The organism is uncultured Thiocystis sp. (genome assembly GCF_903866365.1).
Lineage (GTDB): Bacteria > Pseudomonadota > Gammaproteobacteria > Chromatiales > Chromatiaceae > Chromatium.
Genome location: NZ_CAIPNF010000413.1, coordinates 1 through 23,235 on the forward strand (window position 1 = coordinate 1; position 23,235 = coordinate 23,235).

Consider the following 23,235-nt stretch of genomic DNA (forward strand, 5'->3'; position numbering starts at 1 on the left):
CAATTGCAACGGCTATGTGCTACCGACGTCCTCCGTCATTGCTATGCTTTGCAGCGCGACTTATTTAACGATGTCGTTGCTTTTTTTATTCGAATGTTCATGCCGAGCATGGAGCATGTCAACCCACAATTTCGACCTTCTGTCAATGCGTAAGTCCTATTGTTAATCAAATCTCTTGATGATCAATTGCGCCATTTCCTACAGAAACGTCAGTCAGCATCGGCACAATCCAGATGACTGAACCCATGTGTTGCGCTAAATCAGTGCGAATGAGGTCGCGAATCTCACGGACGTGTCTTCTCGCAACGCTCTGTTTTCTGGTTGCTCCGGTTCGCGCGGATCCGGCCACGGCGGACGCGGCCGGGCAGCAGGCGCGTCGGGCGGCCTCCGGCTGGCTGCAACTGGAGCGCGACTGGCGCTCGATGCGCCAGGAAGCCGGACCCGTTTCGCCCGCGGAGGGGATGCGTCTCCAGTCTCTCCGGGAACGGCAGGATGCGCGTTATCGCGAGTTGCTCCACAATCAGGGCCGGGAGTTGCAGGGCGTGCGACGCCAGACACAAAGCAGGGCGTCTCGATCCAGCGGCGATCCTCACGCCAGTGCGGCAGTGAATCCGGCGCGCGTCCAGGGTTTGTCGATCGAGCAACGAAGGGCGTGGGAAGCAATGCGCCTGAGAATGTCCGTGGAGCGGTCGGCGCAATAAGACGGGGCAGGTTTGCTGTCGTCATACCCTGACCACCGACCGGTGTAACCCGTTTAACAGCTTTATGCTCGTTGCGCCTTTGCCGCTCAACGGCACATGTTTCGTTCCATTCGATTGGTCATGTCGATTATGAGCAACACCGCGAAAGTGAAAGTCCTGTTCGTGTGCATGGGCAATATCTAACATTGCCCAAAGGACGCGGGGCGGCGGGCGGTTGTGTAGGTTTTTGTGTGTGAGTCGGTGACGCGGGAAGGGCCAGGCTTTGGGCAGGCAGAACATCGAAGAGGTTCGCGCGGCGGGCGTCAATGCGCCTCAGTCAGATCCAGGCGGGTTTCGATGCGTTCGACGCGGCGCTTGAGGTCTTCCATCTCGCCTTTCCCGGAGTAAACGGCGGTGGTGAGGGCGCCAAGTTGTTGGCCCATGGATGCCAGGTTGATATTCATGGTGACGACATCGCGCGCGCGGGCGAGGGGGCAAAGTGGGAATTCCTCACATTTGAGGAGATTGACGGGCGAGTCGTGCCGGCGAGACGGGAGGGAGGTTACCGGGAATCCTGGTATTCAGGATTCCGCCGCGCGGCGCCAGGAGCGGACCAATCGCGGCAGGTTGCCCTTGTCAGGGGAGCGGCCAAGTCGGGAACGGATCTCGGCACGGATCTCGGCGTTAGTCTTCCGTTCGTCGGTCATGGCGATGGCCATGCTTCGGATATGCGGCGGGTAGCCCCTTGATGAAATTTCCGTAACTGTTGCAATATCAGTTTCCGCAACAGTTGCGGTATAAATTTCCGTAACGGTTGCGGTATCTGTTTCCGTCACGCTACTCAAGGCGTTTATGGATCCGCCACTTGGCGGATCCATATTCTTGCCGTGTGCTTGGGTCTCGAATCGTGCTGCGGTGGCTTCCAGTGCATCGGGCGTCAGCGTGAAAGTGACCAGCAGCGACTGACCAGCGACGGCGCGGGGGTTGGCGCGGCGAAAGAGTTCAGCCACGCAAGCGGCCATATCGTGGGTTTGCGCTTGGCGGTAGGAGACGCGGAGGGCTTCCAGGAGCGCGGTATCGGGGATCTGGTCGATTGGCGCGGGATCTTCGCTGGCGAGCGCGGCACGGGCTTTCTGGCGTGTTCTCGCCATGCGTTCGGCGGGGGTCATCGCGGTTCCGGTCGGGGGGCGGCCACGGCGCGGCGGTGCGGTTGGTTCGTTCATTTCTCGCAACTGTTTCGATAAATAGATTGCCAGATTATCGCAACTGTTGCGATAGTTGGCAATCTATTTATCGTCACTGTTGCGGTTTATTTCAACGGTTCGCCGAAGCGGGGCGGTCGGTCGGCATGGCGCAGCTTGATCCATCGGCCAGCGGGGTGGCGGTCGCGGGTCTCGGTAACAACATCGTCGATATCGCGCCGGAACTCCTTGGGCAGGCGCCGGTTTAGCGCGCGCTGGATTTCATCAAGGATGTCGCGGTCGTCGGGTTCCACCTGGCAGGCTCTGTTGATTGGTGCCCGCCGTGATGCGCCCTCGGAGGACTGGAGATTCAACGTCGGGGGGATTGCCGGATCTCGCCCCGGCGGGCGGTGTGTCGCGCTGCCCCTGTTTGGAGGTTTGCGGGGTGTCCGTTGGCACACGTCGACGGTGAGCGGTCATGCCGTCTTACAGCCGCACCCCGCTATGACCGCTCTGGCCTCGGGGGGCGCGGGACTGACGTCAAACGAGGTGGCGAACGCGGTCGCTGTTTGGCGGCGCGGTGATGATGCGCAACACGTCCGGGCCGCTGATCAAGGCGAGGTCTGCCATGTGCTGCTCTAAACGGATTTCGTCGACTTCGCTCAAGGCGGAGTGGCGCCCGGCGGCGATCAGTTTGAGCGCGTCCAGTACGAGCTTGTTTTGCTGCATGGTTGGGATAAAGGTCATGGGGTACGTTCCTATCGAAGGATGAGGCGCGTCGATTCCCCGAGCGCGCGGGCATAGAGGGCGCCGGGTCCGAGCGCGGCGAGCTGGTCGGGGTAGAGCGTCTGGCCTGACGCGAGGGTTACCCCATAGTCGCTTTCGGCGGGGAGTGCGGCGCCGGTGCGCAGTTCTGCGACCAGCCGGCCGCTGTTCCCGTGGAAGTGGTAGCCATGGGCCAGGCTGAGAGCGCTGGCGTCATCGGCGACCTTGACCCATGCCTGGGGGATCTCGACGGCGGTCACTGTAAGACCAGCCCAATCTGGGTCGAATCGCGCCGCATCTGGTCAAGCGCGGTGGTGCGGTCGCGAATCTCGGCATCCAGCCGGGCGAGTTCGGCGTCACGCTGGGCCTTTGGCATTCCGCCTTCAGCCGGGAGCGCGCGCTCCAGCTCGCGATGCAGCGCGGCCTTTGCGGCGTCTGGACCGACCGCGAGCACGAGGGCGCCAACGGCGGCGGCTGCGTGGTTCAGCGAAAAGCGGGCCTGCCCAAAGAGTCTGGTGAGGTGTTCGCGGCCGCCTTCGGGCCGGAGTGCGGCGTCGATCTCGCCGGGGAGGGCGCTCAATACGTCAAATATTGGGTCCAGCTTGGCGCGATAGTCGGCGGCTTGTTCGTCGACCCACACGGAGATTGCGGCCTTGATGTCGCTACGTGCGGTCGGCGCGCGGGCGATCTCGTCGCGATCGGCCTGCAGGGCGTCAAGCTCCTTTTTTGCGGCGCCGAACGTTGCCTGCAATCCGCCAACGGCATCGCGAGCGGCGGCAAGCAGGTCGTTGTTGGGCTTACCCATGATTCACCTCGGCAATCCATCGGGCGTGTAGCTCGGGGTGCTGGCTAGCCAGGGCGCGGACCGCTTGTGCGCGGGTCCGTCCGTGCTTCACGTAAACGCCAAGCGCGATCTCGGCCTCACGGGCGGCTGCGCGTGGCAATGGCGGTGAGGTAGGGGATTTTGGCGCGGATCTTGGCGGCGATGCGGGCCTCTTCGATTTCGCGGCGTCGATCTTCGCGCGGATCTTGGCGGGCATCTGCCCCGCGATTCCAAAAAACGTCATTGACGGATTCAGCATGGGTCGGGTGTCTCGGTGGTTGCTTGGCAAGCTCGGCAGGCGTCGATGCCTTGGCGAGCCATGTCGATTTGCGACGCTGGGGCCGCTTCGGTTTTGGGTCTGCATCCGCAAACGGCTTGCCGGTTTTGGGGTCGACGATCACGGTCATAACGCGGCGGTGCCCTCCATCCAGGTCTGGGTAATTTGGCGACCGACACGGGCGAGGGCCTCGGGGCGGTGGCCGGTGACCAGCAGCGTCAAGGCGAGGATGACCGACAGCTCGCCCCGAGTCAGGCAGTCGCTCGGGCGTGCGGTGGTGGTCATCGTGCTGGCTTTTCTGGGGCGGGCGCGGTGGGCTTGGTCACCAACGCGGCCAGTTCGCGGGCAAGACCACGGCTGGCGATGGCGGTCATCGGCTCGCCACGCATCGCGGCGGCGACCTTGAGCCGCTGGTGCAAGTCATGCGCGAGGGGGATGCTGATACGTTTCATGGTTACGTTATAACATAAACTCTCATTTATGCAAACTGGATATTTGCGCATATTTGCTTATGCTTCCGGTCGCTCCACAACGAGGTAGGCGGGAACCGGCAGCCGAATACTGTCGCGGTCCGTAGGGGGTGTGGGTCTCGATCACATTGCCGGTGAACTTGCACCAGAGTCCGTCGATCCCCCCATGCCCGTGAGCAACAAGGAAGGCGTCCAAGTCATCCTCCACCAGCCAGCCGGTAAACGCATGGAAAAGCGACAGATAGACCATGCTGAAGGCCGCCATCGCGCGGGGTTCGTCGCCATCGCACAGGTCGACCAACACGCCGACGGTCATCCCGGCGGCATCGTCCGCATGTTGCCAGTGGTGGATGAAATCCCGAACCGATTGCTCGGCCAGGAAGCGGCAACCGTTTTGCCAGTGCGGATTTTGCTCCAGGGCGGGCGGGAGCTTTTCGGTCGGGCGGCCGCCTTGGATGCGTCCAGCGGCGGCCATCTTTGCGCGCCAGGCGGCGACCGCTGGCAGGTCAAAGAGGTAGTGATCACCAAAACTCCCATCGGGCTTTTTCGCGGCTGGCATCCCCCGGTCGAGCCAGTTATTCACGGTCGTCTGGGATACCCCAAAGTGCTTTGAAAGATCACGTTTGCTTAGTAACTTATTGTAATCACTCATTATTAACCCCTCTATAAGTTCTGTCTCTAGGCGAATTGCGCGGCACGAAAACCCTCGTGCTGAGGGTCTGTCACAGTACCTTGAGACATTGGGCAACCGCGCGGATGTCTTCCAGTTCGGCGGATCGGGTGTGACTGATCGCCAGTTGGCCGTCGATTAGACGGATCTCGGCCACAGCCCACAGCAAGCCAGCGGCGGCGATGCGGGCGCGGAGTTGATCCAGGTCGGTCTGCTCTAGCGGTCGCTGGGAGGCTTGCCTTGGAGCGGGCGAGAGGCGCGGCTTCGGGCCGGTCGGGGTTCGCCGGCGAATGGGTTTGTAGCGTTGACAGATCAGCCAGTCGTCAATGACGGGCGGCCGATTGCCAACGGGGCAGATTCCCAAAACATCCTCGAAATCGAAAAAGCGGCAATCGATGCAGCAGACACGGGCGGGTGATTTTCGGGTTGTCGTCATGGCGATACCTCCAGTCTGGCGATCCCCAGCGCAATGCACTGGTCTTGCATCTGCTCAATGAGCCGGGGATCGGTCGCAAGGTGGTTCAGGTATTCCGCCCGCATCGCCTGGTCGCTCTCGCCGATGGCATCCAGGTAACGGATCGCCCATGCCTGATCCTCTTCGCTCAAGGCGGATTGATCTGTACACAGCTCCCCTTTTCGCGCTCCAACTGTAGCAACTGTAGCAACTGTAGCAACGCTTTCGGAATGTCGGGGGAGGATGAATCGGTCTAAAGCGGTGCTCATAACGCAATTCCTGATAGAAAAAAGAAGTCTTAAAATTCACTTCCTGGAAACGTTGCTACAGTTGCTACAGTTGCTACAGTTGTGAATCTAAAATCCAATACGTTGACGGATATAGAGTTTTTTTCTGCCAACTGTAGCAACCCACTTGCTACAGGTTGCTACAGTTGAGCAATCTCAGCCTGGTCAATAGGTTAGGGTTAATTTGAAGGCGTTTGCGCTTGCCGATGTCGCACCGTCGCACATGCGCGGCTTCGACCAGTAGGTCTAAGGCGTCATCCCGTCGCACGGTATCCCGAACCCGGTTTGGCCCACGGATGGCGATCTCCCGCACGGAGATGAACCCCTCCCGGTCGATCAGTGGTTCCCCGTCGCTGTTCGCCAATTCGCGGCCTTTCCCCGAGAGCCAGGCTGACAGTTCGCGCGCGTCTTGTATCTCCTGGGGGGTGTCGGCTTCCAGGAACACGCGGCGGGCTTCGGTCAGGTGCCAGCCAGCCACGGCGATTCCTCCCGCCACATACTCGGCCTCCACCGTTCGCCCCACGCGCCCCTGATCGAACAACTTAAAGATGGCGGCAATCCGTACCGCGTTTTCGGCGGTCTTGGACGCGATGTCTTGGACGGCGCTGTATTCCCCGAAGCGCACCAACTCGCGTTCCACTTCGTTGTAGAACTCCACCCACAACGTTTTCGCGGCCGGATCCAGACGCATGATTGGCGGATCCAGCAGCATCCGCGCCCCGCGATCCTCCCCGCTGCGATCAATCGGAAGGTCAGTATTCAGGAGTCGCGTGATCTGGCGGTCAAAGTCATCCAGGGCCGCCCAAGTCGCGGGCGGCTCTCGATACAGCCTGGTCCCCATGGTCGACTCGGGCGCGGCGATCAGGAACCGCGCAAGAAAACCCAAGTTCCGCGCGCCCTTCTCGATCAGCTTGGGTAACAGGTCGGGCTGCAGCATCAGGAAGCAGGCGAAGCGGCGCCCGCGGATCTCGGCTACCTGGGCCTGTTTGCGCGTCGGGATGAAATCGCGACCGTCCCAAAGGATATTGAGCAGTGACAGGAGCGAGGTCGCGTTTTCGTCCCCCAGCCCCTGGGATCCGATGACCGCGCCCGCTTCGTCGCTGAACAGTCCGGACGATGGCCACCCGGTCGCGACCGCATACGCCAAGGATGCGGGGTTCACGTCCTCATAGGCGGCAGCCGGTAGGGGAATCGTGACAATGGGGTTTTGCTCCAGTTCGACGATTTCTTTCTCCAGCCGCGCGATCTCCTCCTTGGATGCGTCATCGTCTTTCGGCGCAAGCGACTTGATCCTGCTTTTCTTGCCCTCCAGGCGGGCTTTGTGCGCGCTTGCCATCGCGACCGACTGACGCCATGCCGGCATGCGGGCGTCCCGCTGTTCGCGCACCCACGCCCGCAACGCGCGCGAAAATTGCTTGTCTGCCGCCGATTTCCGCTCGCCGGACATGGCGACCAGCAGCAGGTAGAGCGAAATGGGCGAAACCAGATAGTCATCGCGCGCGACATCGGCCAGGCCGTGGCAGGCAATCGCCATTTGCGCCAACGCGGCGCTAGCGACCAGCGGCGGCGGTTGTTGGCCGAATCCGATGTATTCCTCAATCGCTTGGCGCGCGATGGGCGGGAAGACATGCAAGGGATAAGGCAAGGCATCGGCGGGGCTGGAAATGTCTCCAGGATCTGGCCAGGGGTAACTTTCTTCGCCGATGGGGGGTGGTTCGTCATTGGCCGCGCGCGGGCCTGGGTGGGGCGCGGGGGGTGGTTCCTCATGACTCAGCGCGTTTATGGGTGGCTCAATTGAGCCACCCATATTCTTGCCGTGTGCTTGCGAACGCTTCGCTTTTTCCTCAGAAGCGGTTGCCGCGCGCTTTCGATCCATCCCGAGTAACTTGGACGCTGCGCGGATGGCGGCGGTTTGGTTTCCGCCATGCTCCAGGATCTTGAACACATCGAAAGCGTCGTGGACATGCCCATCGTTCAGCGCGTCGTCATGGCTGGAAATGATCTTGCTAGTCTCGGACAACAGGCGGACGCCAGGGGCGCCGGAAGAGGATTGCGGAGACAGCCAGCGGCCGCGACCCTTGGGGAGATAGCCGTGCCGTTCCAGGAGCGCGCCAATGTCATGCACATCATTGAAGGCGCGGATGACATCGGCGCCGGTGGGGCTGGATGGGTTTTGAACCGAAACGGAAGGGTTCCGTTTCGGTTCAGGGGCAGCAGCGCGCTTGCCCGCTTCGCGCCGGATCGCTTCGGCTTCGCGCTGGGCATCGGCAAGGAGGCGATCAACGGGGAGCGGTTCGCCTTCAATGGTGCGCGATTGAAACAACGCCAGCCGTTCGGCGGGGGCGCGGGGGAGGTAGAACAAGCGGTCCGCGTTGAAGCATCCCTTGTCATAGGCATCGCTCACACCGAGCACGCGGGCGAGGTGCTCCAGGAGGGGCTTGATCTCGGGTGCCAGCAACGGGCGATCCAGCGCAAAGACAATCCGATACCGCGCGTGATCCTGGTCGAGCGGGCGGATCTCCGGGTCAAGGTGCGTGTGCGAGGTATGCAGGTGCGCGCGCCAACCAATGTCGCGGATCTCGTCGGCCATCGCATCAAGCGGCGGCGGCTCGGGGCCGTCGACGGTCTTGATCCCGGTAGCGTCAGTGCTGGCATGGGCTTCGATGTCCATCACCATGGTTGACCACGAACGCGCGCGGGTCGCTGTTCGCGGTCCGGGGTCAATGTCGGCAGGCAGCCACGCGGGGCCGTCCTTGGGGCCAGGCTGCGCTTGTGCGAGCATCGCGATCAAGCTCGGCCAAGTGTGTTCGGCGCGCTTGCTCACGGGGGCTTTTTTGTGCGCGACGAAACCGATAGGGAACGAATCAGCGGGAGCGGAAACCGCCCCCACTTGGGGGCTGGTTGTCATGATTGCGCGTCCCCCTGGTCGGCAAGCTCGGCGATGTCGGCGATTTTGATGTGCAGACTGAGCGCGGAACAATGGATCAGTGACGCAACGGAGCGGACGGCGCCACTATGCACATACTCAGGGCGGTCGTCAGCAGAGTTCGCAAGGTCTTCGGCCATTGCAGCGGACAGCTCGGCGGCGGCGGCGATGTCCCACAACTGGTCTAGGATGCTTTCACGGTAGAGACTCAAGCGCAGCCCGGACAGGTGATAGGCTTCGTCTTTGGTGGTCGTGCGGGTGGTGCGGTCTTGCATGATGTCGGATCTCCAAAGTTGAGATACCGACGCAACAGGCAGGCGGGCGAGAACGGGCGCAATAGTGCAGACGCACCTTGGCCTTGATATACTTGCTCTCGCCGTCGTCCCGGTTCGTCGGGGCTAATCGCGAAACCCTTTCTGCCAAGGCAGGGAATCGCGAACGGCACTCAGGTTTTCACAAAAATCGGCGGGCGTCAAATACGGCGCGACCTTTCGGGAGGTCGCGCCGTTTCCGTTTTTAGGCCGTACAAATGCCCTCAGACGGCGCTCCTCCAGCTTGGCATGGCGGGCAGTGCGGCGGTCGCGGGATCGGTTCATGCCGCCTCCATTCCGACCATTGGAGACTTGAGACGCTGGAACGGTTGGGCGGTCGCGGGTGAAGACTTCGCGGCCAGGAAGGTGTCGATGGCATCGGCCGGGACAAGGCGGCGCCCGCATAGGGTAACGCTCCCCAATTCGCCGGTCTTGATGAGGTCGTAGATGCTCTTTCGGGAGATACCCCCCAGCAGGTAACACGCTTCCTCGACAGGATAGGCGCGGCGGGGGCGGGTCGGGATCGGGTTATGGGGGAGGATCGCCGATGCGGTCGGGTCGTGGGTTTCGTTCATCTTTGCAACCGGGTGTGTTTGGGTTGCTGAAGGCTAATCCACGACTACCACGCGAGCGAAGCAGATTCTCAGGGAAAAATTACCGTATTTTTCCCGTGTTCGGAAAATGCAATTTATACGCATCCTCCGCATTGGCTACGGTAAAAGTATCCCCCTGGGTACCTTTGAATTGATCGGCCGCCTCATTCGTCGCGAGTTTATGACTCGCGCCCCCGCGCCGACGCTGGTCCACGTCGCAGGCCAGCCGATAAATGTCCATTACCTGTCTTCCACTCGAAGCCCGGCGTCCGCGCCCCTTCTTCCTTCGGCCGAAAACTAGGCTTGGGTCTTCGCCGTCAATCAAGATCCGCATCACGGCCAGCTTAAAAAAACGATAGGTCGTCTCGTCGATGATGACCGAGCCGTCAGATTGGCTTATATCCCACGCCTTTCCTGCCCGCAGGAATTCCCACAGCATCGCGTCGACGGCGTCCGGGTCGCCAAGATTCGCCAACTCGGGGCCGGTCAAATAAGCGCGCTTGCCTAATTGCCGAAGCAGCGTTTCGCTACCATGACAAAGGATGAGTTGGAATTCGTCATGCGTCATACGGCCTCCACGACAGCCAGTAGAACCTGCGCCAAGGTCTCCCCGGCCGCGATCCGTTCCTCGGCATATTCGGCCTGGTTGTAAACGGCCATCACGCCAGGCAGGGTATGGTTCAACAGCCGTTCGACGATAAAAGGCGCCACGGCCGCATCGGCGAGGCGGGTGGCGGCGGTGCGGCGTAAGTCGTGCGGGGTAAAGCGCGGGTCGATCCCTTGCCCGTCGCACCAGCGGCGAAGCCAGGCTTGGACGTTGGTCGCGGTGCAGGCGGGCAGGGGCAACTGCTCCAGGGCGCCGGGCGTCAGGTGGACCCAATGCGCGCGGCCGTTCTTGGCGAGCGCGGCGGGGACGATCCAGCGCGGGCCGTCGCGGTGCCCGCGTTGGGCCTCGGAGATGCGCAGTCCGGTCAACAGCAGGAACCGGATCAGGCGCGCGTTGACGCTGGGGGCGTGCCAGACGCGGCGGATTTCGTCATCCGTCAGGACGCGGCGCCGGGATTCGGGACGATACCCCGAGACGCGGCGGGTTAGGAGCGCGGCCGGGTTATCGACCCGAACCCCGGTCTCGACCGCGAAACCAAAGATGGCGGTCAGGACCGAGCGCAGTTGATCGGCGCTGCGCGTGCCTCGGGTGCGGTAGCGTTGCACGCAGGCGGCAATGTCGCTGGGGGTGACGGTGCCCGCGCGGCGCGTGCCCAGATCCGGCAGGACCGCGCGATCCAGGTAGCCCCGGAAAAAATGCGGGCGGCGGTGTTCGCGGGCGATCACGTCGCGATAGAAGTTCTCGGCCAGTTGCGCGACCGTCAGGTTACTCGGCTCGCGTTCCTGCTTGGCGACCAGTGCTTGTGTCCGCGCGGCCTTGACCGACAATTCAGGAAAGGCGCCAAGGGTGCGGACTTGGAGCGTGCCGCGAATCGTGCGGCGGGTGAGCCAGGTTTTTGAGCTGCGCCGGACGTTCAGATACAGTCCATCGCCAAGGCAGACGAGGCGGTCTTTGCCCTCCCAGCGTTCGGCCTTGGCCTGCTTTTCGGTGTAGAAGTGACTTTTCATCTGTGTACAATTCTGTGTGCGATTCAGTCTTATATTACCCTAAACAGCGGGGAACGACTGAATACAACAAACCTTTATAGGTCAAACAGTTATGAACAGCAATAAACGTGTGCGTATACTCTTTGTGTGCATGTGCAATATCTGTCGATCGCCGACTGCCCATGGCGTTTTTCGGAAATTGGTCGTGGACGGGGGATTGACGCATTTGATCGAGATCGATTCGGCGGGAACCCATGCCTATCATCTCAGTGAGCCGCCGGATCGACGTGCCCGCGAAACGGCCCTGGGACGGGGCGTCGATATCGGCGATTTGCGCGCCCGTCGCGCGGTTGCGGAGGATTTTCTGTATTTCGACTATATCCTAGCCATGGATCAGGATAATTATCTGAACCTGCGCGAGATTTGTCCGCCCGGCATGGCGGATAAGCTCAAGCTGTTCATGGATTTCGCGCCAGAGCTTCAGGTGCGCGATGTGCCCGATCCCTATTATGGCGGACCACGCGGCTTCGAACAGGTCTTCGATCTGGTGGAGTCGGCGTCACGGGGTCTACTGGCGGATCTAAAGACCCGGCTGCTTTAACTGTTTGCGTCGCCGACGGCGGCATAGTCGGCATGCAGGCGAAACTGACGCAGATCCCGCCGAAGATCCTCGGCAAGTCGCAAATCGAGGTCGCGTGGGTGGATGCCGATTCGCAGCCAGCCATTGTCTTTGGACCGATGCCGGTTAAGACGATTCCAGAGTCGCAGAAGTGGCGCTCGCAGCTTGGTGTCCGCCTCATAGCCGAGCAAGGGGATGGGGTACAGGCGTCCCGTTTGAGCCGAGAGGATCCCGGAGAAAAGCTCGTATCGCAGAAAGGGTAGCTCGGCCAGCGCGCTGCGTTCGATATTTCCCATGGCCCAGGCAGGAGGGACGTAGAGCGAGGGGGCTTGCAATTGCTGCTCCGCGAACCAGGCGTGGCAGCGATACATGAGATCGATGATGCCGCTGCTGTCGAGTGCCAGGTGTTCGGCGACATTGCGCGAGACGAACTGACCATGCAGCCGATGGGCGAATCCGCCAAAGCGATCCGCCAGGTGCCGCCAGCCATGACCGGCGAGTTCGTAGCCACAGGCTTCGTAGTCGCGCAGGGCGTCGATGCCGTTGGCTGTCCAGCCAGCGCCAGGCACGACCAGGAGCGTGACCGCGCTGACCTGTTCGGCGGCCAGCAGCGCGAGGATGCGGTTGACCTGCGGTAGCGTCTCGGGCATGACATCATGCACCGAGACCAGCGCACGGACCCATGGATAACGCTCGGGAGTCGCGACGTCAGTGTTCCACATCGATCGATCGTTCATGGTCGCCGCGCAGGATCCCAATCCAGTGATGCAGGTTGCGCCGGTTGATTTCAACGGCCGCTTCGCGTGCGATGCGCGCCTTGCGCTCACGAAGCGCCGGGTCGAGGTCGCGCACGCGCGCCAGGGTATCGGCGAGATGCTCATCGTCGCGGATCTGGAAGATGCCACGGTTCAGAAGATCCCAGCTCAAAATGCCGCAAGCCGGGGACACCAGCACGGGACGCGCGCGCGCCATGGCTTCCAGCGCGATGGTGCCAAAGGACTCGACCCGGGACGGCAACACCAGTGCGTCAACGTGATCGATGAGCGTCAGGATACGGGCGCGCTTGACCCAGCCAATGTGATTGAGGTTGGGCAGCTCGGCACATTGCGCCTCCAGCCAAGGCCGCAGTGGGCCATCGCCGGCGACCAAGAACTCCATGTCGGGCAAGCGGCGCGCTGCTTCGACAATGACATCGAGATTCTTTTCGGGCGCGAGTCGACCGGCGAACAGAACCCGCTTCAAGTCAGGATTGGCGGGGACGACTGGACGGTCAAGGAAGCGTTTTGGAATAGGCGTCGCCATCAAGCCGACACGCCGGGCACCGATCGACCGCGCAACCTCGATCATGTCCGCTGAGTTGGCCAGCACCAGACGGCTCTGGCTGAAGAGCAGACGGTGACAGGTGCGCAGATACACGTTGGCGATTTGGGCGCGCAGCCCCCAATGCTGAAACAGATCGGTCAACGCCTCGAAATGGGTGTGGAAGCCCACCATCAGGTCGACGCCCAGGCGTCCGGCCAGATACATCCCGAGCATGCCATAGGGGCCTGGTGTCGGAACCACGATGACGTTCGGGCGCAGGCGGTCCAGACGCCGGCTCACCAGCGACCAGGAGGGGACGAGGATTTTTTGGGTGGGATCGCCGGGCAGCGGAAGCCTGAATCCGCCATGCCAGGTTCCGGCGCGATAGCGCGGGGCAATCAGTCCCACGCTGGCTCCGCTGTTCCTCAGGTGGTCGGCGAGATCGCGGTAGTAGGCACCAACCCCGTTGCGTTCGGGGGCGGCATCGGACACGATGGCGACGCGTAGGTCGCGTGCATCGGTGGGTGCGAAGGTGTCAATCCGATTCTCCGCGGCGGACCGATTCAGCATGAGGGGGCGGGCTCCGTGGTCGGCGCTGGACGTTGTGAACCGGCAGAGAACAGGGCGGCAGGGTTTATCGTGTCCGCTCCGGAACCGAGAGGGGGTGGCGCGTCGCCTACCCCGATCGCGCGTGACGTGAGGGTCCGGTAGAGATCGCCCAACTCCTGCTCGATCTTCTCTGACGAGAGTCCAAACTGCTCCGCGCTGTAGCGGTGGCTGCTGCGATAGTGTCGGGCCTCGGCCCCCTGCTGGCTCAGCCTGGACTGGACATCGGCAGTCAACGGTAAACCGAGTTGCCCGTAGAGGCGAGTCATCGTGTCGGTTAGGTCGGCCTTGAGGATTCGCATGGTCACCCAAGCGCAGCGGTTGTCAGGCATGCCCAGAAAAGCGCGAAGAAGGTTAGCATAATAGAAACCGAGTTGCTGGGTTAAGCGTCTGGATAAGTCCGGCACAACCGTTCGCGCATCGAAGAATCGGATTCCGGGCTCGATCGAGCTGAGCTGCGAGGGGATCGTCTGCTCTGGTTCGCGCAGACAGATCGCAAAGCGGGCATCGGCGAAATGCGCGGCAATGCTTCCCGCCAGTGGGGCAAAGGCGGCGTTTTTCGAGAGCAGACGTTTATGAGAGCCGTGGACGTAAAGGTGTTTCTGAAGACAGCGGCGATAGAAGTCCATCAGGCGCGCGCGATCTGCTGCCGGCATGTCGCGGTCAAAGGCGCCCATGCGCCAGAGTAATTGCGAATCCGGAAAGGGCAGGATCAGAATGAAGCACGCGAGCGCGGGCATCAGCGCGAAATAATCTTCTTCGGGATCCCTCAGCCGCATGCTGTGAACGTCCTGCATGGTGCTAAAGGCGCTTTTCTCCAGCCAGTCCAGCAGGCGTCCGAGAGGACGTCCGATGGATTTGTCCAGATGGCCTACTCCGAGCCAGAAACGGCGTTCTGTGACCGAGAGCGCGAATAGGCACTCCCAGGTCGAAAAGGTGGTGAACTGGTCGTCTTCGGCCAGGACGCGATGGAGATGGGTCGTCCCGCTTCGCGGGACGCCAAGCACGAACAGGGGTTCGCGAATGATCACCCGACGGTAGCCGGGGAAAAAGATCTCGTCGAGCAGAAAGCCCATCCAGTGGATGCCCTGGATCAGGGCGAAGAGCGGGATGAAACCCGTCATGATGAGCAGGCGTCGCGTGCTGGGCCGTCCAGTGCCCGCGGGGGGCAGGAAGGTGAGGTACGTCAGCGCGGCGAAATGTGCCGTGCTTGCGAGAAAAAGTCTGAGCATGGAACCGCTTCCGGAGTGAAAATTCGTGTTGGATATGCTCCAGCCTCGCCGCTCGCCCTGGGGGCGGCGAGTGGCGAGACGCGGTTGCGTAGCTCCCTTTAGGAACCGTTGACGGTCCGCTCCGATTCTTCCGACGAGACGACGGCGGGTTCGGGTCGCGGCGCGGCGTCGACGGACGGCGCGTCGGGTTGACGCAATGCTGGCTCCCCGTCGCTTGAGCTGACCTCAGCGTCTTTTGACGACACCGTGGGCATGTTGCTCGCGACAAGCGGCGCCGACGAGGCGGACGTGTCGAGGATCTGTACGAGGGGCTCCGGGATGGACGGACTGACGACCGGCTCTGGCGTCGGCTCCGGGAGACTTGCTTGCGGCAATGGTTGCTCCGCGAGCGGGTCGGGTTGCGCGCCGGGCGTGAGCGGCTCCTGGGTTAACGCCTGGGCTGGCGGTTGCGGTGCGGAGGTTGGCGCCGCGGTACCGGGCATGTCCATGACGGTCGCTGCATGAGTCCAGGTTTCCCGATGGTCTTGCGCCGGCTCCGACATCTGCTCGGATACCTGGCTCGGCGCGTCCTCGGGCGCGGGAGAGCTGCCCTCGTTCTCCGTGCTGACCGAGATCTCGGAACCGGTGGCAGCCTCTGCGCTGGCTGGGGTTCGCCGACGGTTGCGGCCACCCCGGCGGCGACGCGATGAGCGTGGTCGGGTGGAACCTGCCGTTGTCGAGTCGGTCGCTTCCTCGTCCCGCTCGCTGTCGGTTGGCTCCAGGTCGGCGCGTTCATTGCGCTCGGTCGCATCCTCGGTGACCGGAGTCGACTCTGTCCAGAGGTCTTCGTCCGTCGCATCCCGCGGCGACTCCCACCATCGTTGACCGCTCTCGTCCTGGATCGCTGACTTGTCGGCCGGGCTTATTCCTGGTTCGTGGTTTCCCGTTGGCGACGAAAAAGCGCTCGCGGATCCAGGTTCGCCCTGCTCAACCATGGATGGCATGGAATGGCCGTGATCGGCGTTTCGGTTGCCGCCCTGGCTGAGCTCGCGATCGTCCGAACGTTGCGCTGGGCCGCGTGCGTCGCCAGATCCCCGGCGCCCACGCGATGCGCCGCGTCGCGAACGCGACTCGCCGGTACGTATGCCGCGTGTTTGCTCGTCGTCATCCGCCGACTTCGGCGCGTCGTCCCGATGGCGACTGGCCTGCTCGCCTTGACCCGCATCCGTGGACGCCTGATCGACGCGCGGTCGGTTGCCGCGCGGGCGCTCTTCGCGGGATTGGGGCGGTCTGCCTTGACTTGGTCTGTCTCCGCGGCTTGCCATGCTGGAGCGTTGGCGTTGCGGTTGCGGATCTCGGTCCGGGCTATGAGGTTGTTCCCTGGCAAAAGCGGTCTTTTCGGCGTGGGGAGCCTTGTCTGGACTGCCTTCAGGGTGGGACGCTGGGGTCTCTGAATCCGCTGCGCGAGGCATGAACAAGCCGGTCCAGATGCGTTTCAGCAGGCTGTCCGGTTCGCTGCGCTCAGGCTCCTTGCGCGACGCGGCCGGTGCCGGCATCCGCGCGGCATCGCGCTGCGGCACCGGGGTGCTGGGGGTGACCAGTTTGACCGCCGGTTCCTCGCGGCGGTCCGGCTGACCGAGTTTCGCGTCGAGCTTGGCATACAGGGGGGTGGCGCTCGGCTCGGGGGGCGCGGTCAGCTCGTAGCTCGATTGCAACTCGTCCGGCTTCACGGCGTCCTGGACGCGCACCCGCTCGATGCGATAGTCCGGGGTCTGCAGATGCTCGTTGGGGAGCAGCAGCACTTCGGCGCCCTGACGATGCTCGATATCGAGAATCGCGCGACGTTTCTCGTTGAGCAGGAAGGTGGCGACGCTGACCGGGAGTTGGGCGACGATGCGCTGAGTGTTCTCCTTCATCGCCTCTTCCTCGACGATGCGCAGGATCGACAGCGCCAGCGATTCGACCCCGCGAATCGTGCCCTGACCCTTGCAGCGCGGACACACCCGCTGGCTGGATTCGCCGAGCGAGGGGCGCAGACGCTGACGCGACATCTCCAGCAGACCGAAGCGCGAGATACGCGCGACCTGGACCCGCGCGCGATCCTGCTTGAGCGCGTCGCGCAGCCGATCCTCGACCGCCCGCTGGTTCTTGGGGGGGGTCATGTCGATGAAGTCGATAACGAAGAGTCCGCCCAGATCGCGCAGTCGCAGTTGACGCGCGATCTCGTCGGCCGCCTCCAGATTGGTGTTAAGCGCGGTCTCCTCGATATCGGCGCCCTTGGTGGAACGCGCCGAGTTGATGTCGACCGAGGTCAGCGCCTCGGTGTGGTCGATGACGATGGAGCCGCCGGAGGGTAGTCGCACCTCGCGCTGGAAAGCGGATTCGATCTGGCTCTCGATCTGGTAGCGGGTGAACAGCGGCACCTCGTCTTCATACAGGCGCAGCTTCTTGAGATTCTGCGGCATGACCTGGCTGATGAAGTTCTCGGCCCGCTCGAAGACATCCGGGTCGTCGATCACGATCTCGCCGATGTCCGCGCGCAGATAGTCGCGGATCGAGCGGATGATGACATCGCTTTCCTGATAGATCAGAAAGGGCGCCTTGCGTCCCTCGCCCGAGGTCTCGATGGCCTTCCAGAGCTGAAGCAGATAGTCGAGATCCCATTGGAGTTCCTCGACATTCTTGCCCACGCCCGCAGTGCGCACGATCAGGCCCATGTCCTCGGGGATGACGAGCTGGCTCATGGCGTCGCGCAGCTCGTTGCGATCCTGGCCCTCGATGCGCCGCGACACGCCGCCGGCGCGCGGATTGTTCGGCATCAGCACCAGATAGCGGCCGGCCAGCGAGATGAAGGTGGTGAGCGCCGCACCCTTGCTGCCACGCTCCTCCTTGTCGATCTGCACCACGACCTCGCGGCCCTCGCGGACCGATTCCTTGATGCTGACACGGGTGCCGGCCTTGGTGGTGTCCGGCTCGAAATAGGCGCGCGCGATTTCCTTGAGCGGCAGAAAGCCGTGGCGGTCGGCGCCATACTCGACGAACGCGGCTTCCAGGCTAGGTTCGACTCTTGTAATGATACCTTTGTAAATATTGGATTTTTTCTGTTCCCTGCCGGGCGACTCGATGTCGAGGTTGTACAGTATTTGACCGTCGACGGTCGCGACGCGCAACTCTTCCGGCTGAGTTGCATTGATCAGCATTCTCTTCATGTTGTTCCTTCTCACACACCACGGCGCGTGACCCGTGGTTGGGCGCCTCGCCACGGGCTTCCTCGGGGAAGCCTCGCGGGCGGCTCGGCGCGTCGCCAATCGGCTCGGGATGAGCGGAGCCGAAAGGCATCGGCACTGTCCGTTCAGCCACTGGCGTAAAGGGCTTCAACGGGCACGCGCACATGAACGATCGTTGACGGGGCCTGATGGGCTCCCGCGTTTGGTGCCCCTGTCCAAGTGGAGGGGGCTGCTACGGAGCGGCGAAGATGGCGCCGGCTGCGCTGGTTTACCTGCGTCACGCTCCGCGGGAGAAACCGCTGGGTGTAGAATCCGCGTTACTCGACAAGACGAGTTCGCTGGATCGCACCCCGCGTCCCCGCGGGCGGCGTGATCGGGTCGCAACTGCCGGTGGTCAGCCCGAGGGGCGTCTCGGCGCCTGATGGATCGGCGTTCGAGACGCGCCTCGGATGCACTTGCCGCTCCGGGAAAAAACTTGATTCCATTGGCCAGCGCAAGTATCCAATGGTATCAGTGAACTTTAATAGCAGCAATTGAGCCAATCGGGCAGGGCCAGACCCACTTGAATCCAAGACAGACTCGTTTAAAGACGCGACCCAGCAACCATTCGGAGGCGCGCTCCGCGCCATTGCGCGCCCAGGTTGATGTTGGGGGCGAGGTCGCCGCGCCACAACTCGTGCAGGTCGATGCGGAATCCGACGGTCAGCGCATCGATAATTTTCTGCTCCGCATCCTCAAGGGCATCCCGCGCAGTCATCTCTATCGGGTGATGCGCCGCGGCGAGGTGCGTGTCAACAAAGGCCGGGTGAAGGCCAGCCACCGACTGCGCACTGGGGATCTGGTGCGCATTCCGCCGCTGCGCCTGGCGCCGCCCGAACCGCCGGGGCGGGCGCCGGAGAGCCAGTTGGCGCGTCTCGATCGCTCCGTGATCTACGAGGACGACCGACTGCTGGTCATCGACAAGCCACCGGGGCTCGCCGTGCACGGGGGCAGCGGACTCAGTTATGGCCTGATCGAATCGCTGCGGCAGTTGCGTCCGGGGCACGAACTGGAACTGGTCCACCGGCTCGACCGCGAGACCTCAGGCTGTCTGGTGATCAGCAAGCGGCGCAGCGCGCTGCGCGAATTGCACGCCCTGATTCGCGAAGGCAAAATGGACAAGCGCTATCTGGCGCTGATCGTCGGCGAACTGGCGCAGCCGGAGATGCTGGTCGACGCGCCGCTGAAAAAGAACGTCCTGCGCGGCGGCGAACGTCTGGTGCGGGTCGATCCCATCGAGGGGAAGCCGGCCCGGACCCTGTTTCGGCGACTGCGCCGGTTCGCGGTGGACGGCCTGAATCTCACGCTGGTCGAGGCGCATCTGATCACCGGGCGCACCCATCAGATTCGGGTGCATGCCGCGCATCTGGGCACGCCGCTGGCGGGCGATCCGAAATATGGCGACGAGCAGGCCAATCGGTCGCTCAAGGCGTGCGGACTCTCGCGCTTGTTTTTGCACGCCTCCGCCTTGATCGTCCGGCTGGAGTATATGACCGGCCCGCTGCGCGTGGAGGCGCCATTACCCGATGAACTGGAACAGATTTTGTCCGCACTGGAGGCCCAGACGTGAGTTTTGATTTGATTGTCTTCGACTGGGACGGCACCCTGATGGATTCCGAGGTCCGGATCGTCGCCTGTCTGCAGGCCGCTTTTGTCGATCTGGGTCTGCCGGAGCCGAGCCGGGAGGCGGCCCGCGACATCATCGGTCTCGGGCTGGAGGAGGCGATGATGCAGCTTTGGCCGACGGCGGACGCAATCCTGCGGGGCGCGCTGGCGGTCCAGTATCGGCGGCATTTTCTCGTCACCGACCAGACCGCCTCGGTGCTCTTCCCCGGTGCGCGCGAGACCCTGGACTGGATCGCGGCGCAGGGGTATCGCCTGGCGGTCGCGACCGGCAAGAGCCGGCGAGGGCTCGATCAATCGATGGCCGAGACGGGACTCGAAGGGTTTTTTCATGCCACCCGTTGCGCCGACGAAACCTTCTCCAAGCCCAACCCGCAAATGCTGTTCGAGTTGATGGACGAACTCGGCGCGCGTCCCGCCGCGACCCTGATGATTGGCGACACCGAATACGACATGCAGATGGCCCGCAATGCCGGGACCGAGGCGCTGGCGGTTAGCTTTGGCGTGCATGCCTCCGAGCGTCTGCTGGCGCATTCCCCGCTGGCCTGCCTGGACGCGCTCGACGCGATCCCCGAGTGGCTGACCAGTCGCGGCCTGCCATAGAGATAAATCAAGTTGTCAGTTGTCAGTGGACAGCTTGCAGTGCAGCTCTCTCATCGTGATCGATCCGCGAGCAAACAGGTGTCTGGCATAGACACAATGCCAAATCCTTGTGCTCAAATTAACTGACAACTTCCTACTGCCTGGAGATTTGCATGAATTGGAGATTCTGGAACCCGAGCAAGGAGGCGATGCCCTCGCCCGACCAGCCGGATTGGGAGCGCGCGCTCATCAATCGGATGGCCGCCGATTATCTGCGCGATCAGCGTGGCCGCCGCCGCTGGGGCGTGTTTTTCAAGTTTCTGATTCTGCTCTATCTCATCGGGATTCTGGTCGCGGCGTACTCGCCGCAGCTGATCGAGCGGCTGTCGTCCAAGGAAGGTCATACCGCGCTGATCGAGGTCAAGGGCGTCATTTCCTCGGAGACCGATGCCAGCGCGGATAACGTCATCGCCGCGCTACGCGCCGCCTTCGAGGCCGATCAGGTCAAGGGCATCATCCTGCGGATCAACAGTCCTGGCGGAAGCCCGGTGCAGGCCGGCTATATCAATGACGAGATCAAACGACTCAAGGCCAAGTACAAAAAAGATAAGGACAAGGACATGCCGGTCTATGCCGTGGCCGTCGACCTTTGCGCCTCCGGCGGTTATTACATCGCCGTCGGCGCCGACGCCATCTATGTCGACAAGGCCAGTCTGGTGGGCTCCATCGGCGTGCGCATCGACGGCTTCGGGTTTGAGGACGCGATGAAGGAACTGGGCGTCGAGCGCCGTCTGCTGACCGCGGGCGACAACAAAGGCATCCTTGACCCCTTCTCGCCGCTGCCGGAGTCGCAGCGCGTCTTTATTCAGGGCGTGCTCGATACGCTCCATCGACAATTCATCGCCGAGGTCAAGACGGGGCGGGGCGACAAGCTTAAGGGCGGCGACGAACTCTTCAGCGGACTCTTCTGGAGCGGTCAGGAGGCGGTCGAACTCGGGCTTGCCGATGGTCTCGGCAGTTCCAGTTCGGTCGCGCGCGACCTCGTCGGCGCCGAGACGCTCGTCGACTACACTCAAAAGAAGGATCTCCTGGATTCGCTCGCCAAGCGGCTTGGTGCAAGCTTTGGGGCCGGGGCGCTGGAGCGGTTGGGGATCCTGCTGGGCAGCGGCATTCCACACTGACCGAAGCGATGGCCGCTGGACCCATGGCTGCAACCGCGATTCGCGCCGCAAGGCGCGAATCCATTCGCGACGAGGTTGATGTCCATGAACAACGCACCGAGTCATTACAGCGTCCTGCTGGAAACCCTGAAAACCTATTTTCCCTCGCCGGTCTCCAACCCCATCATGGACGGCTATTTCGTCCATAGCGTGTCCTGCTTCCTCGACCGGGTCGACGCCCTCAAGTCCGCCGCGCCGGTGCTCGGCAGCCAGCGGGAGGCCGATTATGCCGCGCATCGCAGCCTGGTCATGCCCGATGACATGGCCTCGGTGGAAGGCATCAACGCCATGCTGGCGGATTATTGTCGCGGCATGACCGTCTGGTCGCATCCCAACGCCCAGGCCAACGTCATCCCGCCGCCGACGATTTCCAGCATCACCGCCTACATCGCCGCCGCGCTCTACAACCCCAACATCATCTGGGACGAATATTCGGCGCGCTTCGCCGAGGCCGAAGTCGAGGCGGTCGCCATGCTGGCTAGTCTGGTTGGCTACGATCCGGCCGAGGCGGGCGGCGTCTTTACCTTCGGCGGCACCGGCACCATCCTCTATGGCGTGAAGCTGGCGCTGGAAAAGCTCTCCGGTGGCCAGGCCATGAAACGCGGCGTGCGCCAGGACTACAAGATCGTCGCCTCGGGCGCCTCGCATTACGCTCGGCTGAATGTCGCCGGCTGGCTGGGGCTGGGGAGCGATAACCTGATCACCGTCCCCAGCACGAGCCGCAACGACATCTCGCTACCCGATCTCGAAGCGACCCTGCGCGGACTCTACGAACGCGACGAGACGGTCCTCGCCATCATTCTCACGCTCGGTACCACCGACGCCTTCGGCATCGACGATTTGGCCGCCGTCGCCGACCTGCGCGAGCGGCTGGTGGCCGAGTATCGGCCGCCGTTTCCGCCGCATCTGCACGCCGACGCGGTGATCGGCTGGCCCTGGCTGGTGTTCCAGGACTATGACTTTGACGCCAACCCGCTCGGCTTCCACGACCGCACCCTGCGCGCGCTGCGCGATACGCTGGAGCGGATGCGTCCGCTGTTTCTGGCCGACAGTCTCGGCATGGATTTCCACAAGACCGGCTACGCACCCTATGTGTCGAGTCTCTTCCTGACCAAGCGGCGCGCCGATCTGGCGCTGCTCAGCCGCGACCCGGCGGCCATGCCCTATCTCTATCAATTCGGTCACTACCGCCCCGGCCTGTTCACGCTGGAATGTTCGCGCTCCGGCGCTGGCGCGCTGGCGGCGCTCGCCAATCTGAAACTGCTGGGCAAGCAGGGCTATCAGGTGATTCTGGGTCATAGCGTCGAGATGTCGGAATGTCTGCGCGAGCGTCTGGAAAGCTTGTCCTGCGCGAAGGTGCTCAACGAGGATAACCTCGGCCCAGTCACCCTGTTCAGATTCTATCCGGACGGCGTCGACGCCGCCGCGGCCTACCGGCGCGAACTCGCCGACCCCGACTACCGCCCCGAGTTGGAGCGGCACAACGCCTACAATCGACGGATTTTCGATTGGACCCACGCACAGGCGATGCGCGGGGAGGGCGTCCTGCTCTCCTGGACCGACGCCTATCGCCCCGCCGCCGACGGCAAGGCCCCGATCGCCGCCCTGAAATCCTTCGTCATGAGTCCCTGGACCGACCGCGAGGCCATGGAGACCGTGGTGCGGCAAACGCAGGAGGCTCGCCAGCAGATCGATCTCGGGATTGACAAGATCGTCTAATAAGAGAAAAATGCCCGGTCTTAACGTTTCGATCAGATCAAAACACCGGATTTTCAG

Annotated in this window: 28 protein-coding genes; 7 read left to right on the plus strand and 21 right to left on the minus strand. The window is 62.7% G+C overall.

Annotation, left to right across the window (positions count from 1 at the left end):
• The first annotated feature begins 269 nt into the window (after positions 1-269).
• Positions 270-701, plus strand: coding sequence for a hypothetical protein (locus QZY07_RS22780; RefSeq protein WP_295407908.1), 432 nt, complete (start codon positions 270-272; stop codon positions 699-701).
• 302 nt (positions 702-1,003) lie between these two features.
• Here QZY07_RS22780 and QZY07_RS22785 read toward each other — a convergent pair whose 3' ends face one another.
• The 17 genes from QZY07_RS22785 to QZY07_RS22865 form a co-directional block, all read right to left on the minus strand.
• The gene (locus tag QZY07_RS22785) at positions 1,004-1,144 is read right to left on the minus strand and encodes a hypothetical protein (RefSeq protein WP_295407911.1); all 141 of its coding nucleotides are present in this window, start codon (positions 1,142-1,144) and stop codon (positions 1,004-1,006) included.
• A 117-nt stretch (positions 1,145-1,261) separates the two neighbouring features.
• Positions 1,262-1,849, minus strand: a complete 588-nt coding sequence (locus QZY07_RS22790) for a hypothetical protein (protein ID WP_295407914.1) — start codon at positions 1,847-1,849, stop codon at positions 1,262-1,264.
• 140 nt (positions 1,850-1,989) lie between these two features.
• Positions 1,990-2,175: a hypothetical protein gene (locus QZY07_RS22795; protein WP_295407917.1), complete on the minus strand. Its 186-nt coding sequence runs from the start codon at positions 2,173-2,175 to the stop codon at positions 1,990-1,992.
• A 226-nt stretch (positions 2,176-2,401) separates the two neighbouring features.
• Positions 2,402-2,608 (minus strand): hypothetical protein, encoded by a 207-nt coding sequence (locus QZY07_RS22800; protein WP_295407919.1) that lies wholly within the window; start codon positions 2,606-2,608, stop codon positions 2,402-2,404.
• An 11-nt stretch (positions 2,609-2,619) separates the two neighbouring features.
• Entirely contained in the window at positions 2,620-2,886 is a 267-nt protein-coding gene (locus QZY07_RS22805; RefSeq protein WP_295407922.1) for a hypothetical protein, read from the minus strand.
• Positions 2,883-3,431, minus strand: a complete 549-nt coding sequence (locus QZY07_RS22810; protein ID WP_295407925.1) for a hypothetical protein — start codon at positions 3,429-3,431, stop codon at positions 2,883-2,885. The genes QZY07_RS22805 and QZY07_RS22810 overlap by 4 nt, the downstream gene beginning before the upstream one ends.
• Positions 3,432-3,547: 116 nt before the next feature.
• Complete coding sequence (locus QZY07_RS22815; RefSeq protein WP_295407928.1) at positions 3,548-3,856, minus strand: hypothetical protein; 309 nt, start codon at positions 3,854-3,856, stop codon at positions 3,548-3,550.
• Positions 3,853-4,011, minus strand: coding sequence for a hypothetical protein (locus QZY07_RS22820; protein ID WP_295407931.1), 159 nt, complete (start codon positions 4,009-4,011; stop codon positions 3,853-3,855). The genes QZY07_RS22815 and QZY07_RS22820 overlap by 4 nt, the downstream gene beginning before the upstream one ends.
• On the minus strand, positions 4,008-4,178 hold the full coding sequence (locus tag QZY07_RS22825; protein ID WP_295407934.1) for a hypothetical protein: 171 nt from the start codon (positions 4,176-4,178) through the stop codon (positions 4,008-4,010). Before QZY07_RS22825 ends, QZY07_RS22820 begins: the two co-directional genes overlap by 4 nt.
• A gap of 22 nt (positions 4,179-4,200) precedes the next feature.
• The gene (locus tag QZY07_RS22830; RefSeq protein WP_295407938.1) at positions 4,201-4,848 is read right to left on the minus strand and encodes a hypothetical protein; all 648 of its coding nucleotides are present in this window, start codon (positions 4,846-4,848) and stop codon (positions 4,201-4,203) included.
• Positions 4,849-4,918: 70 nt separating this feature from the next.
• The gene (locus tag QZY07_RS22835; RefSeq protein ID WP_295407941.1) at positions 4,919-5,302 is read right to left on the minus strand and encodes a hypothetical protein; all 384 of its coding nucleotides are present in this window, start codon (positions 5,300-5,302) and stop codon (positions 4,919-4,921) included.
• Entirely contained in the window at positions 5,299-5,472 is a 174-nt protein-coding gene (locus QZY07_RS22840; protein WP_295407944.1) for a hypothetical protein, read from the minus strand. Before QZY07_RS22840 ends, QZY07_RS22835 begins: the two co-directional genes overlap by 4 nt.
• 265 nt (positions 5,473-5,737) lie before the next feature.
• Positions 5,738-8,389 carry a YfjI family protein gene (locus tag QZY07_RS22845; RefSeq protein ID WP_295407947.1) on the minus strand — a complete coding sequence of 884 codons (2,652 nt, stop codon included), beginning with the start codon at positions 8,387-8,389 and terminating at the stop codon, positions 5,738-5,740.
• Positions 8,390-8,511: 122 nt separating this feature from the next.
• Positions 8,512-8,808 carry a hypothetical protein gene (locus tag QZY07_RS22850; RefSeq protein ID WP_295407950.1) on the minus strand — a complete coding sequence of 99 codons (297 nt, stop codon included), beginning with the start codon at positions 8,806-8,808 and terminating at the stop codon, positions 8,512-8,514.
• 317 nt (positions 8,809-9,125) lie between these two features.
• Complete coding sequence (locus tag QZY07_RS22855; RefSeq protein WP_295407952.1) at positions 9,126-9,419, minus strand: helix-turn-helix domain-containing protein; 294 nt, start codon at positions 9,417-9,419, stop codon at positions 9,126-9,128.
• A 79-nt stretch (positions 9,420-9,498) separates the two neighbouring features.
• Positions 9,499-10,005, minus strand: coding sequence for a hypothetical protein (locus tag QZY07_RS22860; protein WP_295407953.1), 507 nt, complete (start codon positions 10,003-10,005; stop codon positions 9,499-9,501).
• On the minus strand, positions 10,002-11,051 hold the full coding sequence (locus QZY07_RS22865; protein ID WP_295407955.1) for a tyrosine-type recombinase/integrase: 1,050 nt from the start codon (positions 11,049-11,051) through the stop codon (positions 10,002-10,004). The genes QZY07_RS22860 and QZY07_RS22865 overlap by 4 nt, the downstream gene beginning before the upstream one ends.
• A gap of 91 nt (positions 11,052-11,142) precedes the next feature.
• Here QZY07_RS22865 and QZY07_RS22870 point away from each other — a divergent pair, with 91 nt between their 5' ends.
• A complete protein-coding gene (locus QZY07_RS22870; protein ID WP_295407957.1) occupies positions 11,143-11,631 on the plus strand; it encodes a low molecular weight protein-tyrosine-phosphatase in 489 nt (162 codons plus the stop codon).
• Here QZY07_RS22870 and QZY07_RS22875 read toward each other — a convergent pair.
• From QZY07_RS22875 to rne, 4 genes are all read right to left on the minus strand, one after another.
• Entirely contained in the window at positions 11,628-12,371 is a 744-nt protein-coding gene (locus QZY07_RS22875) for a polysaccharide deacetylase family protein (RefSeq protein WP_295407959.1), read from the minus strand. The genes QZY07_RS22870 and QZY07_RS22875 overlap by 4 nt on opposite strands.
• Entirely contained in the window at positions 12,358-13,521 is a 1,164-nt protein-coding gene (locus QZY07_RS22880; protein ID WP_295407960.1) for a glycosyltransferase, read from the minus strand. Before QZY07_RS22880 ends, QZY07_RS22875 begins: the two co-directional genes overlap by 14 nt.
• Positions 13,515-14,789: a sulfotransferase gene (locus QZY07_RS22885; protein WP_295407962.1), complete on the minus strand. Its 1,275-nt coding sequence runs from the start codon at positions 14,787-14,789 to the stop codon at positions 13,515-13,517. Before QZY07_RS22885 ends, QZY07_RS22880 begins: the two co-directional genes overlap by 7 nt.
• A gap of 98 nt (positions 14,790-14,887) precedes the next feature.
• Positions 14,888-17,977: a ribonuclease E gene (gene rne, locus QZY07_RS22890; protein WP_295407964.1), complete on the minus strand. Its 3,090-nt coding sequence runs from the start codon at positions 17,975-17,977 to the stop codon at positions 14,888-14,890.
• A gap of 266 nt (positions 17,978-18,243) precedes the next feature.
• Here rne and QZY07_RS22895 point away from each other — a divergent pair, with 266 nt between their 5' ends.
• From QZY07_RS22895 to QZY07_RS22915, 5 genes are all read left to right on the plus strand, one after another.
• Complete coding sequence (locus QZY07_RS22895) at positions 18,244-18,417, plus strand: hypothetical protein (protein WP_295407966.1); 174 nt, start codon at positions 18,244-18,246, stop codon at positions 18,415-18,417.
• A gap of 206 nt (positions 18,418-18,623) precedes the next feature.
• Positions 18,624-19,604, plus strand: coding sequence for an RluA family pseudouridine synthase (locus tag QZY07_RS22900; protein ID WP_295407968.1), 981 nt, complete (start codon positions 18,624-18,626; stop codon positions 19,602-19,604).
• Positions 19,601-20,260, plus strand: a complete 660-nt coding sequence (locus QZY07_RS22905; RefSeq protein ID WP_295407970.1) for an HAD-IA family hydrolase — start codon at positions 19,601-19,603, stop codon at positions 20,258-20,260. The genes QZY07_RS22900 and QZY07_RS22905 overlap by 4 nt, the downstream gene beginning before the upstream one ends.
• A 152-nt stretch (positions 20,261-20,412) precedes the next feature.
• Positions 20,413-21,420 carry a S49 family peptidase gene (locus tag QZY07_RS22910; protein ID WP_295407972.1) on the plus strand — a complete coding sequence of 336 codons (1,008 nt, stop codon included), beginning with the start codon at positions 20,413-20,415 and terminating at the stop codon, positions 21,418-21,420.
• An 84-nt stretch (positions 21,421-21,504) separates the two neighbouring features.
• Positions 21,505-23,178, plus strand: a complete 1,674-nt coding sequence (locus tag QZY07_RS22915; RefSeq protein WP_295407973.1) for a pyridoxal-dependent decarboxylase — start codon at positions 21,505-21,507, stop codon at positions 23,176-23,178.
• The last annotated feature ends 57 nt before the right edge of the window (positions 23,179-23,235 follow it).